Genomic DNA, 19377 nt, shown 5'->3' with positions numbered 1-19377 from the left:
GCGGTCAGAGCCGGCCGGTGGCCTTCATCGCCAGATACCGGTCGGCCAGGGCGGGCGCCAGTTCGGTGGGCGGGGCGTCGACGACCTCCACCCCGCTGCGGCGCAGCCGGGCGGCGATCGCGCGGCGGTCGTTGCGGGATCGTTCGGCGGCCGCCGCGTCGTAGACGGCGGCCGGATCCGAACGCCCGGCGGCCATCTGGTCCACCCGGGGGTCGGCGACCGCGGCCACCATCAGGTGATGCTTCGCCGCCAACTGCGGCAGCACGGGCAGCAACCCCTCGTCGAGCGCCGTCGCGTTGAGGTCGGTCAGCAGCACCACCAGCGACCGCCTGCGGGCCCGCCGCGCGATCGCGGAAACCATTGCCGTCCAATCGGGTTCGAGCAGAGCCGGTTGCAAGGGCGCCATCGCGTCGACCAGCTGCGCGAGCAGTTCGGTGCGCGACGCACCGAACACGCCCGCCCGGCTGACCCGGTCATGGGCGAGGAAGTCCACGTGGTCGCCGGCCCGCGACGCCAGCGCCGCCAGCAGCAGCGCGGCGTCCATGGACCAGTCCAGCCGCGGCCAGCCCGCAGGATCGGACGCGGTCGGGTCGACGCCGACCCGGCCCGCCGCTGTGCGCCCCGTGTCGAGCACGATCACCACGCGCCGGTCGCGTTCCGGCCGCCAGGTGCGGACGACGACGTCGGCACGGCGCGCGGTCGCGCGCCAGTCGATCGACCGCACGTCATCGCCGACGACATATTCTCGCAGCGAGTCGAATTCGGTTCCCTGGCCGCGGATCAGCGTCGGCAGCAGCCCGTCGATCTCGCGCAGTTTGGCCAGCCGGGCCGGCAGGTGCTTGCGGGACAGGAAGGGCGGCAACACCCGAAGCAGGCCCGGCACGGCTTGCGACCCCTGTCGTCCCGCCAGCCCAAGCGGGCCGATGGATCGGGCGGTGACCACCGCCGCGCGCTGTTCGCCGCGGCGGACCGGCCGCAGCTGGGAACCGACGTGCTGATGCCGGCCGGCGGGGATGTTCACTGGGTGGATGCGGGGCCGCGCGCCCGCGCTGGGCGGCCACGCGTCGCGGACCTGGCCGCGGAACCGCCGCCGACCGTCGTTGTGGATCAGCAGCCCGACGTCCACCGGCTGGGCGAGCCGGGCGGAGCGATCCGGGGAACGGTCATAACGCAATCCGCGGGGGCTGGCCGCAAGCGCGACGTCCACGATCACCACACCCAGAAGGGCGACCAGGAGGGCTCCGAAAGTCCTTGCCGGCCAAGGGGACAGCGCGACGGGCAGGACGCAGATGAGCGCGACCAGCCCGGTGCGTCCGGTCAGAACCACTAGCGGGGCACCGGGACCGACGCCAGGATCCCGTCGAGCACGCCGTCGGGGGTGGCCCCTTCGAGTTCGGCCTCGGGGCGCAGCATCACCCGGTGCCGCAGCGTCGGGCGGGCCATGGCCTTCACGTCGTCGGGAGTGACGTAGTTGCGGCCGGACAACCAGGCCCAGGAACGGGCCGTGGCCAGCAGCGCGGTCGCCCCACGCGGCGAGACGCCCAGCTGCAGCGCGGGCGACGAGCGGGTGGCGCCGACGATGTCGACGATGTAGCCCAGGACCTCGTCGGCGACCAGCACGTGCCGCACGGCGTCGCGCCCGGCCGCGAGTTCGGCGGGCCCGGCCACCGGTTTGATCGCCGACAGGTCGCGGGGATCGAAGCCCTGGGCGTGCCGCCCGAGGATGGCGATCTCCGAATCCCGCGGTGGCAGAGTCACGTTCAGTTTGAGCAGAAACCGGTCCAGCTGCGCTTCGGGCAACTGGTAGGTGCCCTCGTATTCGACGGGGTTCTGGGTCGCGGCCACGATGAAGGGGTCGGGCAGCGGCTGGGCCACCCCTTCCACGCTGACCTGGCGCTCCTCCATCGCCTCGAGTAGCGCGGCCTGGGTCTTCGGCGGGGTCCGGTTGATCTCGTCGGCCAACAGCAGATTGGTGAACACCGGGCCGGGCCGGAACGTGAACGCGGCGGTGCGCGCGTCGTACACTAGCGAGCCCGTGACGTCGCCGGGCATCAGGTCCGGGGTGAACTGCACCCGCTTGAACTCCAGCCGCAGCGCGGCGGCCAGCGCCCGTACCAGCAGCGTCTTCGCCACTCCCGGAACGCCTTCCAGCAGCACGTGGCCGCGGCACAGCAGTGCGATCACCAGCCCGCTGATCACCCCCTCCTGCCCGACGACGGCCTTGGCGAGCTCGCCGCGCAGCGCCAGCAGCGCGTCCCGCGCCGATTCAGTGGTGGGAGAGGTTTGCGGGCTGGAATCCGACTGCGTCACGTCCGTGTGACCTGCCTTTCGATGTCGTCGAGCGCACGGGCAAGTTGTAGCAGGTCGTGGTCGGTCGCCGGGGGCGGGCCGAACAGCTGGTAGGACACGAATGCCGGGTCGGCCCGGCTGCGGGCGGCCACCGCGGCCGCCACCGCGGGCGCGGACGCCCCGGTGTTCAGGCCGAGCCGGGGCAGCAGCCGCTGCAGCGTGGCGGTGCGCAGGGCCGCGGCGGCGCGGTCGCGCGCCCGGCGGGAACGGTAGAGCCGGCCGCGGCCCTCGACGGTCTCCGACGCGCGCACCACGACGGGCAGCTGCTCGGCGACCAGCGGGCCGGGCCGCCGGCCCCGCCAGAGCGCGACCAGCAGCACGACCAGGCACAGCTGCCAGACGATCCACGGCACGTTGGGCGGGATCAGGTCGGAAATCGAACCGGGGGGCGACGATTCGCCCTCGACGTGGTGGGGTGCATACCAGATGAGCCGGGGCCGGGCGCCCGCGAGGTTCATCGCCAGGGCGGCGTTGCCCGCCTGCAACAGGGCGCCGTTGGTTAGGAAGTCGGTGTTGCCGACCGCCGTGACGCTCCGCCCGCCGTCGCGGAAGCGGATCAGCGCACCGCCGTAGCAACGGGTCATAGCCCGGCCGTCGGTGGCGTGGTAGGTGTCGCTGGGTCCGAATCGCACCGGTCCGGCCCGGGTTGCCTCGCGCAGAGTGCAATCGGGGTCGGAGTCGAAGTTGTCGGCCGGCGAGACGCGCACGCCGGGCAGCAATGCCTCGCGGGTGCGCGCCGTCGGTTCCACCAGGAGCAGATCGCCCGGTGCCTTCGCCAGCCGGTCCAGCAGCGGTCCGGTCAGGAACTGGCTCTGGGCCACCAGGATCAGCGCGTCGGGGCGCGCCGCCCGCTCGACCCCGGCGATGCCGTCGGCGACCACGACGTCGACGCCGCCGTCGCGCAGCAGCGCCACCAGCGCATGGGTCCCGTCGGGACCCGTCGACGCCGGATCCATGCGCGCGCCCGGCCGCGGCGCCGTCAGGTAGGCGTCGACGCACGCGATGACGGTGAGCACGACCAGGGTCAGGATCACCCAGGGCCAGGATCGCCGGCGCCGCGCCGCCGGAGCGGCGGATTGCGGGTGCCCGATGGTCGCCATCACCGCACCTGCGCCCACGAGTCGGATGCCACCGGTTGTTCCGGCCCGGCGGTGCCGGCACCCGAGCGGGAGCGCAGGTGGTCGTCGAGGTCGGCGATCATCCGGTAAGCGTCCTGCGTCCCCGGTTGTTCACCGTAGGTGACGTCGTTGAAAGCCGTTGCCGCTTGCGATAATTCGCCGCCAAGGTGGGGTAATGCGGCGCCGGCGTCGGCGGCCAGTTCGTTGGCGGTGCGGCCGGGCGCCGGGTTGAGTACGCCGGTCTCCTCGAGCTGGCGGGCGACGGCTCGCAGCCGGTGGCGAATCGCTGCGGCCCAGTCGCCTTGTGCCGCATAGTTTTCTGCGGTCGCGCGGTGCTGAGCCGCGGTGAGCTGCGCGGCTTCGAACAACTGGTAGTCGCCGCCGCGGTTGGTGCGCATGGTGCGCCGCGCGATGTGGATGGCGGCCGCCAGCGCGATCCCCAGCATGATGAAAAGCACCGTCGCCGTGAGCCATCCGCCGGGCAACGAGGCGGTCTTCTGCAGCAGCCGGTAGATCATCTCGTTGATCCACTCGGCGATCTGTTCGCCGGCCGAGCCCTTGGAGTAGATCGGTTTGTCGAGCTCGACCTGGGCGGCCTGGTGCGCGGCATCGCGGTCGATGTCGATGGAGGGCACTATCTCACTCGTCCTCAGACCGGCCGGGTCAGCCAGAGGTTATCGGTGGAGGCGCCCGCGGACGGCCCGCCCGCGGCGCCGGTCTGCAGCACCAGATCGAATGCCTCGGCCCGCATTCGGCGGTCGGTGTAGAGCAGCGCGATGACTCCGGCGTTGAACGGCGCGGTGATGATCTCGCCGATCGCGGCCCCCACCGATGCGACCGCGGTGCTGATCAGGAAACCCGAGGTGGACGTCGTGGTCATGAAGAACTGGCTGACGATGTTGAAGGGCACCGCGACCGCACCGGCCACGACCGATGTCACCAGCAGCGTGAGCAGCCGGATGCCCAGCACCCGCCAGAAGCCGTTGCGTACCAGGGCGAACGATCGGGTGACGGCGTCCAGGACGGGCAGCCGCTCCAAGACGATCAGCACGGGCGCGAACAACACCACCGTGTACAGGTACACCAGCAACGCGATCACGGCCAGCGCCAGCGGCAGGCCCAGGACGACCGCCGCCGCGGCGCTGCCGATCGCCGCCAACACCGCGACGCTCACCGCCACCAGCCCCCCGATCACCGCTAGCGCGGCGCCTTCCAGCAAGGCGAGACCGAGCAAGGGCACCAGCCGCCCGCGGATCTTGACCCACGTCTCCCCGATGGTGATCGGCGAGCCGAACACCGCCCGCCCGACGATCACGGTGAGCATCCCGGAGAGCAGCATGCCGCCCAGCCAGGCGACCACGACCCCGGCGCCCATCGACGTGAACCAGGCGCCGATGACCCCGTTGCTCAACTCCTTGGCGTGATCGGTGCTCAACCTGCCGTAGGCCGCCAGGGGGCCGAAGACGGCGATCTTCGTGACGATCTGGATGAACACCACCACGATGGCGGTCAACCCCAGCGTTGCCTTCGGATTGGCCCGCACGTAGCCGACCGCGCCGTTGAAGATGTCACCGAGCGTCAGCGGCCGCAGGGGGATGATCCCGGGCTTGATCGCTCCCGGGACCAGTTGTGGGGGGCCGTATCCCGGCGGCGGGCCGTAGCCGGGTGGCGGGCCATAACCCGGTGGTGGGCCGTAACCGGGTGGTGGGCCGTAACCGGGTGGTGGGCCGTAACCCGGTCGCGGGCCGTATCCCGGTGGGGGGCCGTAGCCGGGTGGTGGGCCGTAGCCGGGTGGCGGGCCGTAACCCGGCGGCGGCCCAACCGGATAGCCGGGCGGCGGCGCGCTCAACGTGTTCCGCGGCGTTGGTGAGCGGGCCCGTCGTTCGTCATGGGTTCCATCCTGTCGGTGGTCCGGGCAATTCTCAATCATGGCCGGGCGGGCGGCGCGTAGCGTTCCGGGCATGGCGGAACTCAAATCCCGGCTGCGGGCCGACCTGACCGAAGCGATGAAGAGTAAGGACAAGCTGCGCACGGCGACGCTGCGCCTCCTGCTCGCCGCGATCCAAACCGAGGAGGTCTCCGGCAAACAGGCCAAAGAGCTCTCCGACGACGAGGTGATCAAGGTGCTGGCCAGGGAGTCGCGCAAGCGCGCCGAGTCGGCGGAGATCTACACGCAGAACGGCCGCGGGGAGCTCGCTGCCAACGAGCACGCCGAGGCGCGGATCATCGACGAATATTTGCCGACGCCACTCACCGAGGCCGAACTGGCCGACGTCGCCGACACCGCCATCGCCCAGGTCGCCGAGGAGATCGGCGAGCGCCCGAGCACGAAGCAGATGGGCATGGTGATGAAGGCGGCCACCGCGATCGCGGCAGGCAAGGCCGACGGCGCCCGATTGTCGGCGGCGGTCAAGGAGCGGCTGTAGCTAGCCGGGTGAGACCACTACCCGGGTGCCGTCCGGGGACCGCCTGGTGACCCGCCGGGCGTCGAGCTGCTCGAGCAGCGGCACGGCGACCCGCCGGGTGGTGGCCAGCGCGCGGCGCGCGTCGCTGACCGTGAACGGCTGCGGCAGCGCGGCGAGGACGCCGGCCGCCCGGTCCAGCGCGCCGGCCCCCAGGACGACGCCGTCGGCGATCCGCGTCAGCCGCCCGGCGCGCACCGCCGCGGCCAGCTCGCGGGGCCCAAGCCTGAGCTCGGCCAGTTCGTCGGCCTCCGGCGCCCGGAAGGGCTCGGCGGCCAGCCACTCCTCGACGGTGCGCACCGCCTTGTCGACGCGGGCCGGCAGGCCCGCACCCGGCGCGCGGACCAACCCGTCGGCCACCTGAAGGCCGGTGCCCTCGAGCAGCGTCGGCAGGAGCTCGGCGGACGGGAGCCCGGCTCGCTGCCGCAGCGTCTCCAGCGGCATCCCCGCCGCGATGTCGTGGTCGTCCGCCCAGCGCCGCACCGCCGCGGTCGCGCACTCGCGCCGCCCGCCCCACCACTGCGGGTCCACCAGCCAGTCGCCCACTCGAAGGCCGGAAAGCGGCAGGCCCATCGCCCGAAGTTCGGCCACCCGGGCACAGTCCGGCGGGCGGACGCGACCGGTGGCGAGCTCCGCGGCACGGTCCCGCGCGGCGCCCCGGCGGCGCAGCGCCGGCGGCCGGACGTCGAGCACTTCGACCCCCGCGGCGATCCGGTGCTCGCCGGGATCACGCAGCAATCCGATGTCCGACACGCGCAGCGGCAGGGGCCGCGCCAGCCGCAGCCGGGCCGCCGCCTCGCCCAGCTGACGCACCCGCACCGGCACGGCCGCGGACCCGACGTGCAGCATCAGCTGGCGGTGCAGCGGCTCCGCCGACCGCAGGGCGACGTCGATCTCCGCGGCGTCCAGCCACACGCCAGGCGTCCGAACGGCGTCGCCGCGGCCGATGTGCCCGCGCTCCACCCCGCGCAGGTTGAGCGCGACGCGCGCGACCGGGCCGACCGCCGACAGGTCTCGGCCCAGCGATTGCAGCCCGCGCACCGTGACGCGCCGGCCGGCGTGTTCCAGCTCGTCGCCCACCCGGATCGTCCCGGCCGCCAGCGTGCCGGTCACCACGGTGCCCGCGCCCCGGACGGTGAAGCTCCGGTCGACCCACAGCCGCACGTCGGCATCTGGGTCCGGAACCGGCAGCCGCTCGGTCAGCGCCAGCAGTTCCGACCGCACCCGGTCCAGGTCGGTGCCGACCGCGACGGGAATCCCGGCGAGCGAGGTGGCAGCGAACCGTTCGCGCGCCTGCCGGGTCGCCGGGCCGGGATCGGCGAGGTCGGCCTTGCTGATCACCGCCAGCCCGTGGCGGACCCCGAGCGCATCCAGCGCCGCGAGGTGTTCCTCCGACTGCGGCATCCAGCCCTCGGTGGCGGCGACGACGAACAGCACCGCCGGGACGGCGCCCACCCCGGCCAGCATGTTGGCCACGAAGCGCTCGTGTCCGGGCACGTCGACGAACGCCAGCTGACGCCCTCCGAGCTCGGTCCACGCGAAGCCGAGGTCGATGGTCAGGCCCCGGCGCTTTTCCTCGGCCAGCCGGTCCGGCCACATGCCGGTGAGCCTGTGCAACAGGGTGGACTTGCCGTGGTCGACGTGCCCGGCGGTGGCTATGACGAACATGCCCGCACCGCCGCGGCCAGCAGCGCGTCGTCCCCGGGCGCCACCGTGCGCAGGTCGAGCAGGCACCGGCCCGCCTCGATGCGCCCGACGACCGGCGGGTTGGCGGCGCGCAGCGCGGCGGCGTAGGGCTCGGGCAGGCTCACGGCGGCGCTGGGCAGCCGGACATCCGGCGCCCCGCCGCCGCCGACGGCCGCGACGCACTCCACCACCTGCGCGCCGGGCAGCGCGGCGGCGAGCGACTCGGCGCGGGCCCGCAGCCGCGCCACGTCGGCGGTCAGCGCCTCGGCCACCGGGGTCGGCGGGCCCGTCAGGGTCGCTTCCAGAGCGGCAAGGGTGAGTTTGTCCACCCGCAGCGCCCGCGCCGCCGGGTGGCGCCGCAGCCGCTCGATCAGCTCGGCGTCGCCCAGCAGCAGGCCGGCCTGGGGGCCGCCGAGCAGCTTGTCGCCGCTCGCGGTGACCAGGTCCGCGCCATCGCGCAGGGTCGACGTGGCGTCGGGCTCGTCGGGCAGCACGGGGTGCGGGGACAGCAGCCCGGAGCCGATGTCGACCACCAGCGGCACGTTGTGTTGGTGCGAGAGGGTCGCCAGCTCCGCCACGCCGACCGCCGAGGTGAATCCGGTGACGTGGAAGTTGGACGGGTGAACCTTCAGCACGAAGCCGGTGTCCGGGCCGATCGCCTCGGCGTAGTCGCGCAGGCCGGTGCGGTTGGTGGTGCCGACCTCGCGCAGCCGCGATCCCGTCGACGCCAGCAGCTCGGGGATGCGGAACCCGTCGCCGATCTCGACCAGCTCGCCGCGGCTGAGCACGATCTCCTTGCCCCCCGACGAGCCCCCAGCCAGCGTGAGGGCCGTCAGCAGCAGGGCGGCGGCGTTGTTGTTGACCACGTGCACGCCGGCGGCGGTGGGCACCGCGCGGCCCAGCGCGGCCAGCGCGCCCCGGCCGCGGCGGCCGCGGCGACCCGTCGCCAGGTCCAACTCGACGTCAGTGGTTCCGGCCGCGGCGACCACCGCGTCGACGGCGGCCCGCGACAGGGGTGCCCGGCCGAGGTTGGTGTGCACCACCACGCCCGTGGCGTTGATCACGGGTCGCAGGCTCGACGCGGTGGGCGGCAGCGCGGCGACCGCGCATTCGGCGACGCGCTCGGGCTCGATCTCCCCGGCGCGCGCCCGCTGCTGCGCGTCGGCGATCACCGACTTCACCAGCGCGCGGCCCAACACCCGCTCCGCCTGGGCGAGGCGCGGATCGGCGAGCAGTGTGTCGGTGCCCGGCACCCGCCGGCGCGGGTCGCTCATGCCGGGCTCGACGGAGTATGGCGGAGGCGGACGGGAATCGAACCCGCCAGCGGCAGCGTCTGCCGTTCGACGGTTTTGAAGACCGCGCCGGTCACCAGACCGGACACGCCTCCCTGGACCATGACGACATTATGGACGTGTGACCTACCGACTGACTCAGTACGCCCATGGCGGCGGCTGTGCGTGCAAGATCCCGCCCGGTGAGCTGGAGGACGTGGTCCGCGGGTTGGGCGCGAGCGCGCCGCGCGATCCGGTCGGCGAGCTGCTGGTCGGGCTGGACCACGGCGACGACGCGGCCGCGGTGCGCCTCGAAAACGGCACGGCGCTGATCGCGACGACGGACTTCTTCACCCCGGTGGTCGACGACGCCTACGACTGGGGGCGGATCGCGGCCGCCAACGCGCTGTCCGACGTCTACGCGATGGGCGGGCGCCCGGTGGTGGCGGTGAACCTGCTGGGCTGGCCGCGCGAGGTGCTGCCCTTCGAGCTGGCGGCCGAGGCGCTGCGCGGCGGGCGCGACGTCTGCGGCCTGGCGGGCTGCCACCTCGCCGGCGGGCACAGCGTCGACGACCCGGAGCCCAAATACGGGCTGGCCGTCACCGGGATCGCGGACCCGAACCGGTTGCTGCGCAACGACGCCGGCAAACCCGGCATCCCGCTGTCGCTGACCAAGCCGCTGGGGATCGGTGTGCTCAACAGCAGGCACAAGGCCACCGGCGAGCGCTTCGAGCAGGCGATCGAGGCGATGACCACGCTCAACGCCGCCGCGGCCGCCGCGGCGCTGGCGGCCGGTGCCGAATGCGCCACGGACGTCACGGGTTTCGGCCTGCTCGGGCACCTGTACAAGCTGGCGCGGGCCAGCGGCGTGACCGCGATCGTCGACGCGGCGGCGGTGCCCTATCTGGAGGGCGCGCGCGAGGCGCTGGCCGCGGGCTACGTCAGCGGGGGGACGCGGCGCAACCTCGACTGGGTGGCCCCGCACGCAGACCTGTCCGGGGTCGGCGAGGCGGAGGCGCTGCTGCTTGCCGACGCGCAGACCTCGGGCGGGCTGCTGATCGCCGGCGAGATCCCGGGCGCCCCCGTGATCGGTGAGCTGGTGCCCCGCGGGGAGCACACGATCGTGGTCCGCTGAATCCGGCGGGGTTTCGGTCGCGCGCACTAGGGTAGAGGCCATGGTTATGCGCAAGCTTTTCCTTCAGTGGCCCGTCGTGCGCCAGTTGCGTTCACCGGACAAGCTCGGCCTCGGTTCGGCCGTGACCTCGAAGCGCACCCGCGCCGTGACGCCGCGCACGACGACCGCCGACCGCGTGGTGCAGAGCATCTGCCCTTACTGCGCGGTCGGTTGCGGGCAGCGGGTGTACGTCAAGGACGAGCGGGTGGTGCAGATCGAGGGCGACCCCGACTCGCCGATCTCGCGAGGACGCTTGTGCCCCAAGGGCGCTGCCAGCGAACAGCTGGTGAACTCGCCGGGCCGGCAGCTGCAGGTGCTCTACCGTGCGCCCCGGGCGACCGAATGGCAGCCCCTCGAGCTGGACACCGCGATCGACATGATCGTCGACCGGTTCGTCGAATCCCGCCGGCACACCTGGCAGGACATCGACAAGAAGGGCAGCCTGTTGCGCCGCACCATGGGCATCGCCGCCCTCGGCGGTGCGACGCTGGACAACGAGGAGAACTACCTCATCAAGAAGCTGTTCACCGCCGCCGGCGCCATTCAGATCGAGAACCAAGCCCGTATTTGACACTCCGCCACGGTTCCCGGTCTGGGAGCCTCCTTCGGGCGCGGCGGCGCCACCCAAACACTGCAGGACATGGCCAACGCCGATTGCATCGTCATCCAGGGCTCCAACATGGCCGAGTGTCACCCGGTGGGCTTCCAGTGGGTCGAAGAGGCCCGCGCCCGCGGGGCGCGGGTGATCCACGTCGACCCGCGCTTCACCCGCACGTCGGCGGTGTCGGACAAACACATCCCGATCCGGGCCGGTTCCGACGTGGTGCTGCTCGGCGCGCTCATCAATTACGTCCTCACCCATGACCTGTGGTTCAAAGAGTACGTCGTCGCGTACACCAACGCCGCCACCCTGATCAACGAAAAGTTCAGGGACACCGAGGATCTGAACGGCCTGTTCTCCGGGTTCGACCCCGAGACCGGGCAGTACGACACGTCGACGTGGGCGTACGAACAAGAGGAGAACGGCCAGATCGAGCCTCAGGCCGGCGGCCACCCGCACGGCGCCACCGCCTCGCAGAGCGCGGCCGGTGACGAGCATGGCAGCGGCGGACCGCCCCTCGCGCACGCCCGGGTGAGACGGGACGAGACGCTGCAGCACCCGCGCACCGTCTTCCAGATCGTCAAGCGCCATTACGCCCGCTACACCCCGGAGATGGTCACGGACGTCTGCGGCATCAGCCGCGCGGATTTCGACTACCTCGCCCGCTCCATCGTCGAGAACTCCGGGCGCGAGCGCACCACCTGTTTCGCGTACGCCGTCGGGTGGACGCAGCACACGCTCGGCGCCCAATTCATTCGTACCGCAACCATTTTGCAGCTCCTGCTGGGCAACGTCGGCCGTCCGGGCAGTGGCATCATGGCGCTGCGCGGCCACGCCACCATTCAGGGCTCCACGGACATCCCCACGCTGTTCAACCTGCTGCCCGGCTACCTGCCCATGCCCAAGGCCGGCATGCACGACACGCTGACCGACTACCTCGACGCGGTGGGATCGAAGAAACAGAAAGGCTTCTGGGCCAACGCCGATGCCTACGCGATCAGCCTGCTCAAGGCGTGGTGGGGTCAGGCGGCCACGAAGGACAACGACTGGGCCTACGACTACCTGCCCCGGTTGTCCGGCCCGCACGGCACCTACCAGACTGTGACGGGGATGCTGGCCGACGAGGTCGAGGGCTACTTCCTGCTGGGCCAGAACCCCGCGGTCGGGTCGGCGCACGGCCGGATGCAGCGGCTTGGCATGTCCCACCTCAAGTGGCTGGTGGTCCGCGACCTCAACCTCATCGAGTCGGCCACCTGGTGGAAGGACGGGCCCGAAATCGCCTCGGGCGAACTGAAAACCGAGGAGATCGAGACCGAGGTGTTCTTCCTGCCCGCGGCCGCGCACGTCGAGAAGGCGGGATCGTTCACCCAGACCCAGCGACTGGTGCAGTGGCGGCACAAGGCCGTCGAGCCGCCGGGTCAGTGCCAGAGCGAATTGGCCTTCTTCTACGAACTGGGCAAGCGCATCCGGCAGCGGTTGGCCGGTTCGACCGACGAGCGCGACCGGCCGCTGTTGGACCTGACGTGGGACTACCCGACGGACGAAAACGGCGAGCCCGACGGTGAAGCGGTGCTGGCCGAGATCAACGGGTATCACGTCACCGACGGCACGCCGCTGTCCTCGTACACCGAGATGCGGGTCGACGGGTCGACGGCGGGCGGCTGCTGGATCTACACCGGCGTCTACGCGAACGCCACCAACCAGGCCGCGCGCCGCGTCCCGCACGGCGGTGAGTCGCCGAGCCAACACGAGTGGGGCTGGGCGTGGCCCGCCGACCGGAGAATTCTCTACAACCGCGCGTCGGCCGACCCGGACGGCAAGCCGTGGAGCGAACGCAAGCGATACGTCTGGTGGGACGCAGATCAGCGCCGCTGGGTCGGGTACGACGTGCCCGACTTCGTCGCCGACCGGGCGCCGGGGAGCCGGCCCGACCGCGATGTCGGAGGGCCCGACGCGCTCGCCGGGGACGACCCGTTCATCATGCAGGCCGACGGCAAGGGCTGGTTGTTCGCGCCGAAGGGTCTGGTCGACGGGCCGCTGCCCACGCACTACGAACCGCAGGAGTCCCCAGTCGCCAACGCGTTGTATCCCCAGCAGCGGAACCCCGCGCGAATCACGTTCCCGCGCAAGGACAATCTGAGCGCGCCCAGTGCCGGGGAGCCGGGCGCCGAGGTGTATCCGTACGTGTTCACCACCTACCGGCTCACCGAGCATCACACCGCCGGCGGCATGAGCCGGTGGCTGCCCTACCTGTCGGAGCTGCAACCGGAGATGTTCTGCGAGGTGTCCCCGGAGCTGGCCGCCGAACGCGGCCTCGAGCCCTACGGGTGGGCCACCATCGTCTCGCCGCGGGCGGCGATCGAGGCCCGGGTGCTGGTCACCAAACGCGTTGCGCCGCTGGTGATCAACGGCCACACGGTGCACCAGATCGGCCTGCCGTACCACTGGGGTGTGGGCAGCGACGCCGTGGTCAGCGGGGACGCGGCCAACGACCTGCTCGGCGTGACGCTGGACCCCAACGTGCAGATCCAGGAGTCGAAGGCCGGCTCGTGTGACATCCGGCCGGGGCGCCGGCCGCAGGGCGAGGACCTGCTGCGGCTGATCGCCGAGTATCAGTCCCGCTCGGGGGCCACCACCGAGACCGGCAACGTGCGGATCAGCGACGGCGTCTGGGAAGGGGGAGCCGATGGGTCAGCTGAGCGGACCGACCGACCCGACGAGTGACGCCGGCTGGGTCGAACCCAAGCCGCGCAAGGGATTCTTCACCGACACCTCGATCTGCATCGGCTGCAAGGCCTGCGAGGTCGCCTGCAAGGAGTGGAACCGCAACCCGCGCGACGGCGACCTGGAGCTGCTGGGCTCTTCCTACGACAACACCGGATCGCTGGGCGCCAGCACCTGGCGGCACGTCGCCTTCATCGAGCAGGGCCGCGACCGGATCGAGGAGGCGCGCGAATCCGGGCGCGCCCTCACCGATTTGGGCATGCCCGCGATCGCGGGTGCAGCGAAGCGACCGGACGTCACACCCCCGGACACCCCCGAGTTCCGCTGGCTGATGTCGTCGGACGTGTGCAAGCACTGCACGCACGCCGGCTGCCTGGACGTGTGCCCGACCGGTGCGCTGTTCCGCACCGAGTTCGGCACCGTCGTCGTGCAGGACGACGTCTGCAACGGCTGCGGCACCTGCGTGGCCGGATGCCCGTTCGGCGTCGTCGAGCGGCGCAGCGACGGCACGTACGCCACGCCGGCGCAGCGACCCGGCGGCCCGGCCGAGAAACCGGTTACGGGAGTGGCCCAGAAGTGCACCCTGTGCTACGACCGCCTCGTCGAGGACCAGATCCCGGCCTGCGCCCAGACCTGCCCGACGACGTCGATCAAGTTCGGCGACCACGACGACCTGGTGGTCGCGGCGCGGGAACGGGTCGCCGCGCTGCACGCCCAGGGGCTCACCGAGGCCCGCCTCTACGGCGCCAACGAGCATGACGGCGTGGGCGGCACCGGGTCGATCTTCCTGCTGCTCGACGAGCCGGAGGTCTACGGGCTGCCGCCCGACCCGCGCGTGTGCACGGCCGACCTGCCCCAAATGTTCAGGCGCGCCGTGGTGGCCGCGGCCGGCATGGTTGGCGCCGCGGCATGGGCCTTCTGGAGGAGCCGGTGAGTACCTCGGAATTCGACAGCTTCCGCCCGCCGGAGCCGCAGCGCGGCAAGCGCCGGAAGGGCAGGCGGGCGGGCCGCCGGGGCCTTGCAGAGGGCGCCCGCGACGGTTCGCGCGAGATGCCGATGGTGCCCGAGGCGGAGTTCGGCTCCTACTACGGGCGCCCGGTGGTCAAGCCCGCGCCGTGGGGACATGAGGTGGCCGCCTACCTGTTCCTGGGTGGCGTCGCCGGTGGGTCCGGCCTGCTGGCGGCCGGCGCCCAGCTCACCGGGCGAAAGACGTTGCGCCGCAACGCGAGGCTGTCCGCCCTGATAGCGGTGATGCTGGGCGCTGTCGCCCTGGTGAAGGACCTGGGCCGGCCGGAACGTTTCGTCAACATGCTCCGGACGGTCAAACTGACCTCGCCGATGAGCATTGGCTCGTGGATTCTCAGCTTCTTTTCCGCCGGCATCGGGATTGCCTCGGTGTCGGAGGTCGACCGGATGACCGGCGAGCGAATCCCGTTGGGCCCGTTGCGTCCCGTGCTGCGTGCCGTGGAGGGACCGGCCGGACTGGAAGCCGCCGCGTTCGGCGCACCGCTGGCCGTCTACACCGCCGTGCTGCTCAGCGACACCGCGACGCCCACGTGGAACGCCGCGTACAAAGACCTGCCGTTCGTGTTCGTCAGCTCGGCGAGCCTGGCCGCATCGGGGCTGGCGATGATCACCACCGGAGTCTCCGAGGCGGGGCCCGCCCGCACCCTGGCCGTTATCGGCGCGGTCGGGGATCTGATCTCCGCCAGGGTTACGGAGTACCGGATGGACCCGGTGACCAGAGAACCGCTGCATCGGGGCAGGCCCGGCCGGTTGCTGGCGTGGAGCGAACGGTTGGCCGCCGCGGGCGGTCTCGGCGCCTTGCTCGGCGGACGGCACCGCGGTGTCGCGGCCCTGTCCGGCGTGACATTGCTGACGGCGTCGGCGCTGCTGAGGTTCGGTTTCTTCGAGGCGGGGCTGGAATCGACCCGTGACCCCCGCTACACGATCGAGCCGCAGAAACGCCGGCTGGCGGCGCGCCGCGCGGCCGGCGGCACCGGGGACTCGATCACCACCGCGGGCTGACGCGGTTTGCGCCCCGCGGACCGGGGTACGTATAACCTCATGACGAATTTTGGCTACACTTTGATGACCGAGCAGAGTGGACCCAAAGACCTTGTCCGGCAAGCCGTTTCCGCCGAAGAGCGCGGTTTCGACTTCGAGGTGTGCAGCGACCACTTCTCCCCCTGGCTGACATCGCAGGGGCATGCGCCCAACGCCTGGACGGTGCTGGGCGCGGTGGCCCACGCCACCGAGCGGGTCGACCTCTACACCTACGTAACGTGCCCCACGATGCGCTACCACCCGGCCGTCGTCGCCCAGCAGGCCGCCACCGTGCAGATCCTGTCCGACGGCCGGTTCACCCTGGGCCTGGGCACCGGCGAGAACCTCAACGAGCACATCGTCGGCAAGGGCTGGCCCACCGTGGAACGTCGGCAGGACATGCTGCGCGAAGCGATCAAGATCATCCGCGAGCTGTTCGGCGGCCAGCTGGTGAGCTTCAGCGGCGACTACTTCCAGGTAGACTCCGCACGGCTGTGGGACGTGCCCGACATCCCGGTCGGCATCGCGGTGGCCATGGGGGGCACCAAGGCGGTCGACAAATTCGGCCGGCTCGCCGACCACTTCGTAGCGGTCGAGCCCGACGGGGAGCTCGTCGACGCCTGGCACGCCGCGCGGCAGGCCGCCAACCTCGCGGGCGGGGGCCGCGTGGTCGGCCAGATCCCGGTGTGCTGGGACCCCGACCGCGACACCGCGATCGAACGTGCCCATGACCAGTTCCGCTGGTTCGCGGGCGGCTGGAAGGTCAACGCCGACCTGCCGACGCCGGCCGGTTTCGCCGGGGCGACCCAGTTCGTCCGCCCCGAAGACGTCGCCGAGTCCATCCCCTGCGGACCCGACCTCGACGCGATCGTGGAGGCCGTCAAACCATATTGGGAGGCCGGGTTCACCGACGTGGCGCTGGTCCAGGTCGGCGGGGAGACGCAGGACCTCTTTCTGTCCGAAGCCGCCGAGCCTTTGCTTGCCGCGCTGCGCAGCGCAGCGAAGTAAGCGCAGGTTTGGGCCGAATCTGCCCGGGTACCCCGCTTGAATCGCGCGCTCGGCCGGGCGGGTCGCTGCGGCGTGCGAACACCGGCTAGCAGCGCCGGCTACCTGTCTGAATCGCAAAGCGGCCGTCCGGCAGCGACTTTGCCCGATGTGTGTTCGCCGCAAGGCAAGGAGAGCTGACGATGGGCGACCGATCCGCCGCCACCACCACCGCGTTGGTCAAGGCGCTCGGTGAGGTTGATCCGATCATCATCGTCGGCCACCACCTGACCCTCGACCAGGCGCCGCACGGTGACGAGATCTTAAAAACAAAGACGACCGCTGCACGAAAGTCATCCTCAATCCGAGCTGACCGGAAGAGTGTGGAAAGGGAATTGCCATGACAAATGAATTAGAAGGAAAGAAAGTCGCGATTCTCGCCGCCGATGGCGTAGAGAAGGTGGAACTCGAACAGCCCCGCGCGGCGCTCCGGGAGGCCGGCGCACAAGTCGAGCTGCTTTCGCTCAAGGATGGCGAAATCCAGGCCCGCAACCACGATCTCGAGCCTGCGGGAACTTTCAAGGTCGACCGTGTGGTCGCGGAGGCATCGGTCTCCGAATTCGACGGCCTGGTGCTGCCGGGCGGCACCGTCAACCCGGACAAGCTCCGGATGGACAGCGCGGCCGTGTCCTTCGTGCGCGACTTCGCATCCTCCGGAAAACCGGTCGCCGCGATCTGCCATGGCCCCTGGACACTGCTGGAAGCCGGTGTGGCAGAGGGCCGGACGCTCACGTCGTATCCGTCCATCCGCACCGACCTGCGCAACGCGGGTGCGAATGTGGTGGACGAGGAGGTCGTGGTCGACGGCAATCTGATCACCAGCCGCTCACCGAAGGACCTCCCGGCATTCTGCGCAACCATTCTGCAGCAATTCGCCCACGCGCCTGCGAGTTAGGGGGAAAGGCCTTTCCTCACGCCGTTTGAACCCATCGGTTTGCGGGCATTACACAGCCCATGCAGTGATCGCCCCGGCGATCTGTCGAAAGGCCAGCGTTGACCACAACATATCCAGGACCCGCCGTCACGGCTGCTTCCAACGTTTATCACCCACAAGACGATTCCCGATTGCTGGTGGATGTGATGGCAGAAAGCGCGCTCATTCCGGGGCGGCGCGTCCTCGACCTGTGTACGGGCAGCGGATTCGTCGCGATCGCGGCGGCCGAAATGGGTGGCGCCGACGTCACCGCCTTTGACATCTGCCCGGACGCGGTGGGCTGTTCGCGGGGCAACGCCGTCGCCGCCGGCGTGAACGTCGATGTCCGCAACGGCACATGGAGCGACGCGCTGGACTGCGCGCCGTTCGACGTCGTCGTGTCGAACCCGCCGTACGTTCCGGCGCCGCCGCACGATGACACGGCGGCGATCTCTTCCAGCGCGGGACCGTCGTGGGCCTGGAACGCCGGCCCCGACGGGCGGTTGGTGCTGGATCCGCTGTGCGAAGCGGCGCCGAAGTTGCTGTGCGACGGGGGGACCCTGCTTCTGGTGCACTCGGCGCTCGCCGGCGTCCAGAAGTCGCTGGACTCGCTGAAGTGGGCCGGCATGGACGCCAAAGTCGTTGCGTCGAAATGGATACCGTTTGGGCCGGTGATGACGGCGCGGGCCCCCTGGCTGGAGAGCATCGGCTTGATACCGACCGGTCGCCGGGAAGAGGAGCTGATCGTGATCAGGGCGGACAAGCGGTGACGGGCACGCGGGTACAGGTGGTTGCGGGCGGGCCGGTGCTGGTCGCCGGCCCGGTGCGCATCGAGATGCCCGACGGGGAGGTCGTCGAATCCGACCGGTTCATGGTGGCGATCTGCACCTGCCGGCGCAGCGAGAACTATCCCCTGTGCGACACCAGCCATCGCCGCTGCCGAAACATCGGGCGCCGCAACGTTAGTCCAGCGCCGTCCGCAACGATGTCCGACCCTGCCGCCACGACGCCATAACCGCGTCGGCCAGCCGGTTCTCGACCGCGGCGTGGGCGCGGATCCCGAACACGACGTCGCGATCGAGCTGTGGTTCGCGGGCGACGAGGTCGCCGACCACGTCGATGCGGACCACGTGCTCGTGCACCGCGTCGGCTTCGACATGCTCGGCATAGAACTCCACGCACGCCGACGGCGCCCCCATCCGCTGCAGGGCCTGCACCATCCGCCGGGATCCCGGCGGGGAGGTGATCTCGGTCGAGGCGAAGTGCCCGATCGCGGCACCCCGTAACTCGCGGTGCAGCCCGAACAGCGACATCAGGTTCACCGCGGCCAACGCTTCGGCGGTCACGACGTCCGCGTAGGCCAGGTACGTCGCGTCCAGGCCCGCCGCCGCCATCAGGTCGGCGAAGAGCTGCTGGTGCAGCCGGGGACCCTGTCCCGCGCCGTATTCGTCGAATTCGACTGCCACGAATGCCGCTTTCGCGACACCCATCAGCCGCGGGATCGCCCACGCGTGCGGATCGCCCTCTTTGAGGTGATACACCGACCGGTGCACGAAGTATTCGCGCATCTGCTGCCAAGTCCCGTTGTCGCGCAGGTAGTACGACGGGCCGGTGCCGTCCACCGGTTCGACCGAGATGGCGTCCATCTCGGCCGCTGCCGTCTGCCCCGCCGCGATGGGCCCCACGTCGCGGCGCACGCGCGCGAGGAAGACGCGTTCCAGCTCGCCGCGTAACGCCAGCAGCGCCGGATTCCACTCCCAGCTGGGGTCGACGCCCACGAAGCCGCGGTAGTGCAGCTCGTAGCACATGCACAGCGCCAGCTGCAGGTCCAGGCCGTAGGGATCCGAATCGCGAACGGACGCGCCGATCCGCGTCAAGTGGTCGTGCGACGGAGGTCCCGTCAGGGCGCGACGAACGGCGGTGGACAGCGGCCCGTGTGCCGCCGGCAGGGCGGGTTCGGTCGAGATCGATGCGCGGGTCACGCCCACG

The 19377-nt window shown here is 71.2% G+C and carries 18 protein-coding genes and 1 tRNA gene; 10 read left to right on the top strand and 9 right to left on the bottom strand.

Going from position 1 to position 19377, the window contains the following annotated elements:
• Nucleotides 1-4 precede the first annotated feature (4 nt).
• From G6N51_RS17290 to G6N51_RS17270, 5 genes are read right to left on the bottom strand one after another with little or no spacing between them, the layout of a single operon-like run.
• Nucleotides 5-1327 (bottom strand): DUF58 domain-containing protein, encoded by a 1323-nt coding sequence (locus G6N51_RS17290; RefSeq protein WP_083173497.1) that lies wholly within the window; start codon nt 1325-1327, stop codon nt 5-7.
• The gene (locus tag G6N51_RS17285) at nt 1327-2310 is read right to left on the bottom strand and encodes an AAA family ATPase (RefSeq protein WP_083173496.1); all 984 of its coding nucleotides are present in this window, start codon (nt 2308-2310) and stop codon (nt 1327-1329) included. The genes G6N51_RS17290 and G6N51_RS17285 overlap by 1 nt, the downstream gene beginning before the upstream one ends.
• Nucleotides 2307-3449, bottom strand: a complete 1143-nt coding sequence (locus G6N51_RS17280) for a DUF4350 domain-containing protein (RefSeq protein ID WP_083173523.1) — start codon at nt 3447-3449, stop codon at nt 2307-2309. Before G6N51_RS17280 ends, G6N51_RS17285 begins: the two co-directional genes overlap by 4 nt.
• On the bottom strand, nt 3449-4102 hold the full coding sequence (locus G6N51_RS17275; RefSeq protein WP_083173495.1) for a DUF4129 domain-containing protein: 654 nt from the start codon (nt 4100-4102) through the stop codon (nt 3449-3451). The genes G6N51_RS17280 and G6N51_RS17275 overlap by 1 nt, the downstream gene beginning before the upstream one ends.
• A 14-nt stretch (nt 4103-4116) precedes the next feature.
• Nucleotides 4117-5430 carry a hypothetical protein gene (locus tag G6N51_RS17270; protein WP_306460845.1) on the bottom strand — a complete coding sequence of 438 codons (1314 nt, stop codon included), beginning with the start codon at nt 5428-5430 and terminating at the stop codon, nt 4117-4119.
• On the opposite strand from G6N51_RS17270, the gene G6N51_RS17265 reads away from it, so the two are divergent.
• On the top strand, nt 5429-5893 hold the full coding sequence (locus G6N51_RS17265) for a GatB/YqeY domain-containing protein (RefSeq protein WP_083173522.1): 465 nt from the start codon (nt 5429-5431) through the stop codon (nt 5891-5893). The two genes, G6N51_RS17270 and G6N51_RS17265, sit on opposite strands and share 2 nt — an antisense overlap.
• Here the strand turns inward: G6N51_RS17265 and G6N51_RS17260 are convergent, their stop codons facing one another.
• The 3 genes from G6N51_RS17260 to G6N51_RS17250 form a co-directional block, all read right to left on the bottom strand.
• Nucleotides 5894-7597, bottom strand: a complete 1704-nt coding sequence (locus G6N51_RS17260) for a selenocysteine-specific translation elongation factor (protein ID WP_083173493.1) — start codon at nt 7595-7597, stop codon at nt 5894-5896.
• On the bottom strand, nt 7585-8889 hold the full coding sequence (gene selA / locus G6N51_RS17255) for an L-seryl-tRNA(Sec) selenium transferase (RefSeq protein WP_083173492.1): 1305 nt from the start codon (nt 8887-8889) through the stop codon (nt 7585-7587). Before selA ends, G6N51_RS17260 begins: the two co-directional genes overlap by 13 nt.
• An 18-nt stretch (nt 8890-8907) precedes the next feature.
• Nucleotides 8908-9002 (bottom strand) — tRNA-Sec (locus tag G6N51_RS17250).
• A gap of 26 nt (nt 9003-9028) precedes the next feature.
• On the opposite strand from G6N51_RS17250, the gene selD reads away from it, so the two are divergent.
• The 9 genes from selD (at nt 9029) to G6N51_RS17205 (ending at nt 18403) form a co-directional block, all read left to right on the top strand.
• Complete coding sequence (selD, locus tag G6N51_RS17245) at nt 9029-10021, top strand: selenide, water dikinase SelD (RefSeq protein ID WP_083173491.1); 993 nt, start codon at nt 9029-9031, stop codon at nt 10019-10021.
• A 40-nt stretch (nt 10022-10061) separates the two neighbouring features.
• The gene (gene fdh / locus G6N51_RS17240) at nt 10062-13385 is read left to right on the top strand and encodes a formate dehydrogenase (RefSeq protein WP_174814325.1); all 3324 of its coding nucleotides are present in this window, start codon (nt 10062-10064) and stop codon (nt 13383-13385) included.
• The gene (locus G6N51_RS17235; protein WP_083173488.1) at nt 13348-14319 is read left to right on the top strand and encodes a 4Fe-4S dicluster domain-containing protein; all 972 of its coding nucleotides are present in this window, start codon (nt 13348-13350) and stop codon (nt 14317-14319) included. Before fdh ends, G6N51_RS17235 begins: the two co-directional genes overlap by 38 nt.
• Nucleotides 14316-15413, top strand: a complete 1098-nt coding sequence (nrfD, locus tag G6N51_RS17230) for an NrfD/PsrC family molybdoenzyme membrane anchor subunit (protein ID WP_306460844.1) — start codon at nt 14316-14318, stop codon at nt 15411-15413. Before G6N51_RS17235 ends, nrfD begins: the two co-directional genes overlap by 4 nt.
• 39 nt (nt 15414-15452) lie before the next feature.
• Complete coding sequence (locus G6N51_RS17225; protein ID WP_083173486.1) at nt 15453-16439, top strand: LLM class F420-dependent oxidoreductase; 987 nt, start codon at nt 15453-15455, stop codon at nt 16437-16439.
• Nucleotides 16440-16618: 179 nt separating this feature from the next.
• Entirely contained in the window at nt 16619-16819 is a 201-nt protein-coding gene (locus tag G6N51_RS28895; protein WP_083173485.1) for a hypothetical protein, read from the top strand.
• On the top strand, nt 16816-17370 hold the full coding sequence (locus G6N51_RS17215) for a type 1 glutamine amidotransferase domain-containing protein (RefSeq protein WP_083173484.1): 555 nt from the start codon (nt 16816-16818) through the stop codon (nt 17368-17370). The genes G6N51_RS28895 and G6N51_RS17215 overlap by 4 nt, the downstream gene beginning before the upstream one ends.
• Before the next feature lie 98 nt (nt 17371-17468).
• On the top strand, nt 17469-18158 hold the full coding sequence (locus G6N51_RS17210) for a HemK2/MTQ2 family protein methyltransferase (RefSeq protein ID WP_083173483.1): 690 nt from the start codon (nt 17469-17471) through the stop codon (nt 18156-18158).
• The gene (locus G6N51_RS17205; protein WP_083173482.1) at nt 18155-18403 is read left to right on the top strand and encodes a CDGSH iron-sulfur domain-containing protein; all 249 of its coding nucleotides are present in this window, start codon (nt 18155-18157) and stop codon (nt 18401-18403) included. Before G6N51_RS17210 ends, G6N51_RS17205 begins: the two co-directional genes overlap by 4 nt.
• Here the strand turns inward: G6N51_RS17205 and G6N51_RS17200 are convergent.
• A complete protein-coding gene (locus G6N51_RS17200; protein WP_083173521.1) occupies nt 18351-19370 on the bottom strand; it encodes an iron-containing redox enzyme family protein in 1020 nt (339 codons plus the stop codon). The two genes, G6N51_RS17205 and G6N51_RS17200, sit on opposite strands and share 53 nt — an antisense overlap.
• Nucleotides 19371-19377: the final 7 nt, after the last annotated feature.

This window comes from Mycobacterium paraseoulense (genome assembly GCF_010731655.1).
Classification (GTDB): Bacteria; Actinomycetota; Actinomycetes; order Mycobacteriales; family Mycobacteriaceae; genus Mycobacterium; species Mycobacterium paraseoulense.
This window is presented reverse-complemented; position numbering and strand designations above follow the sequence as displayed.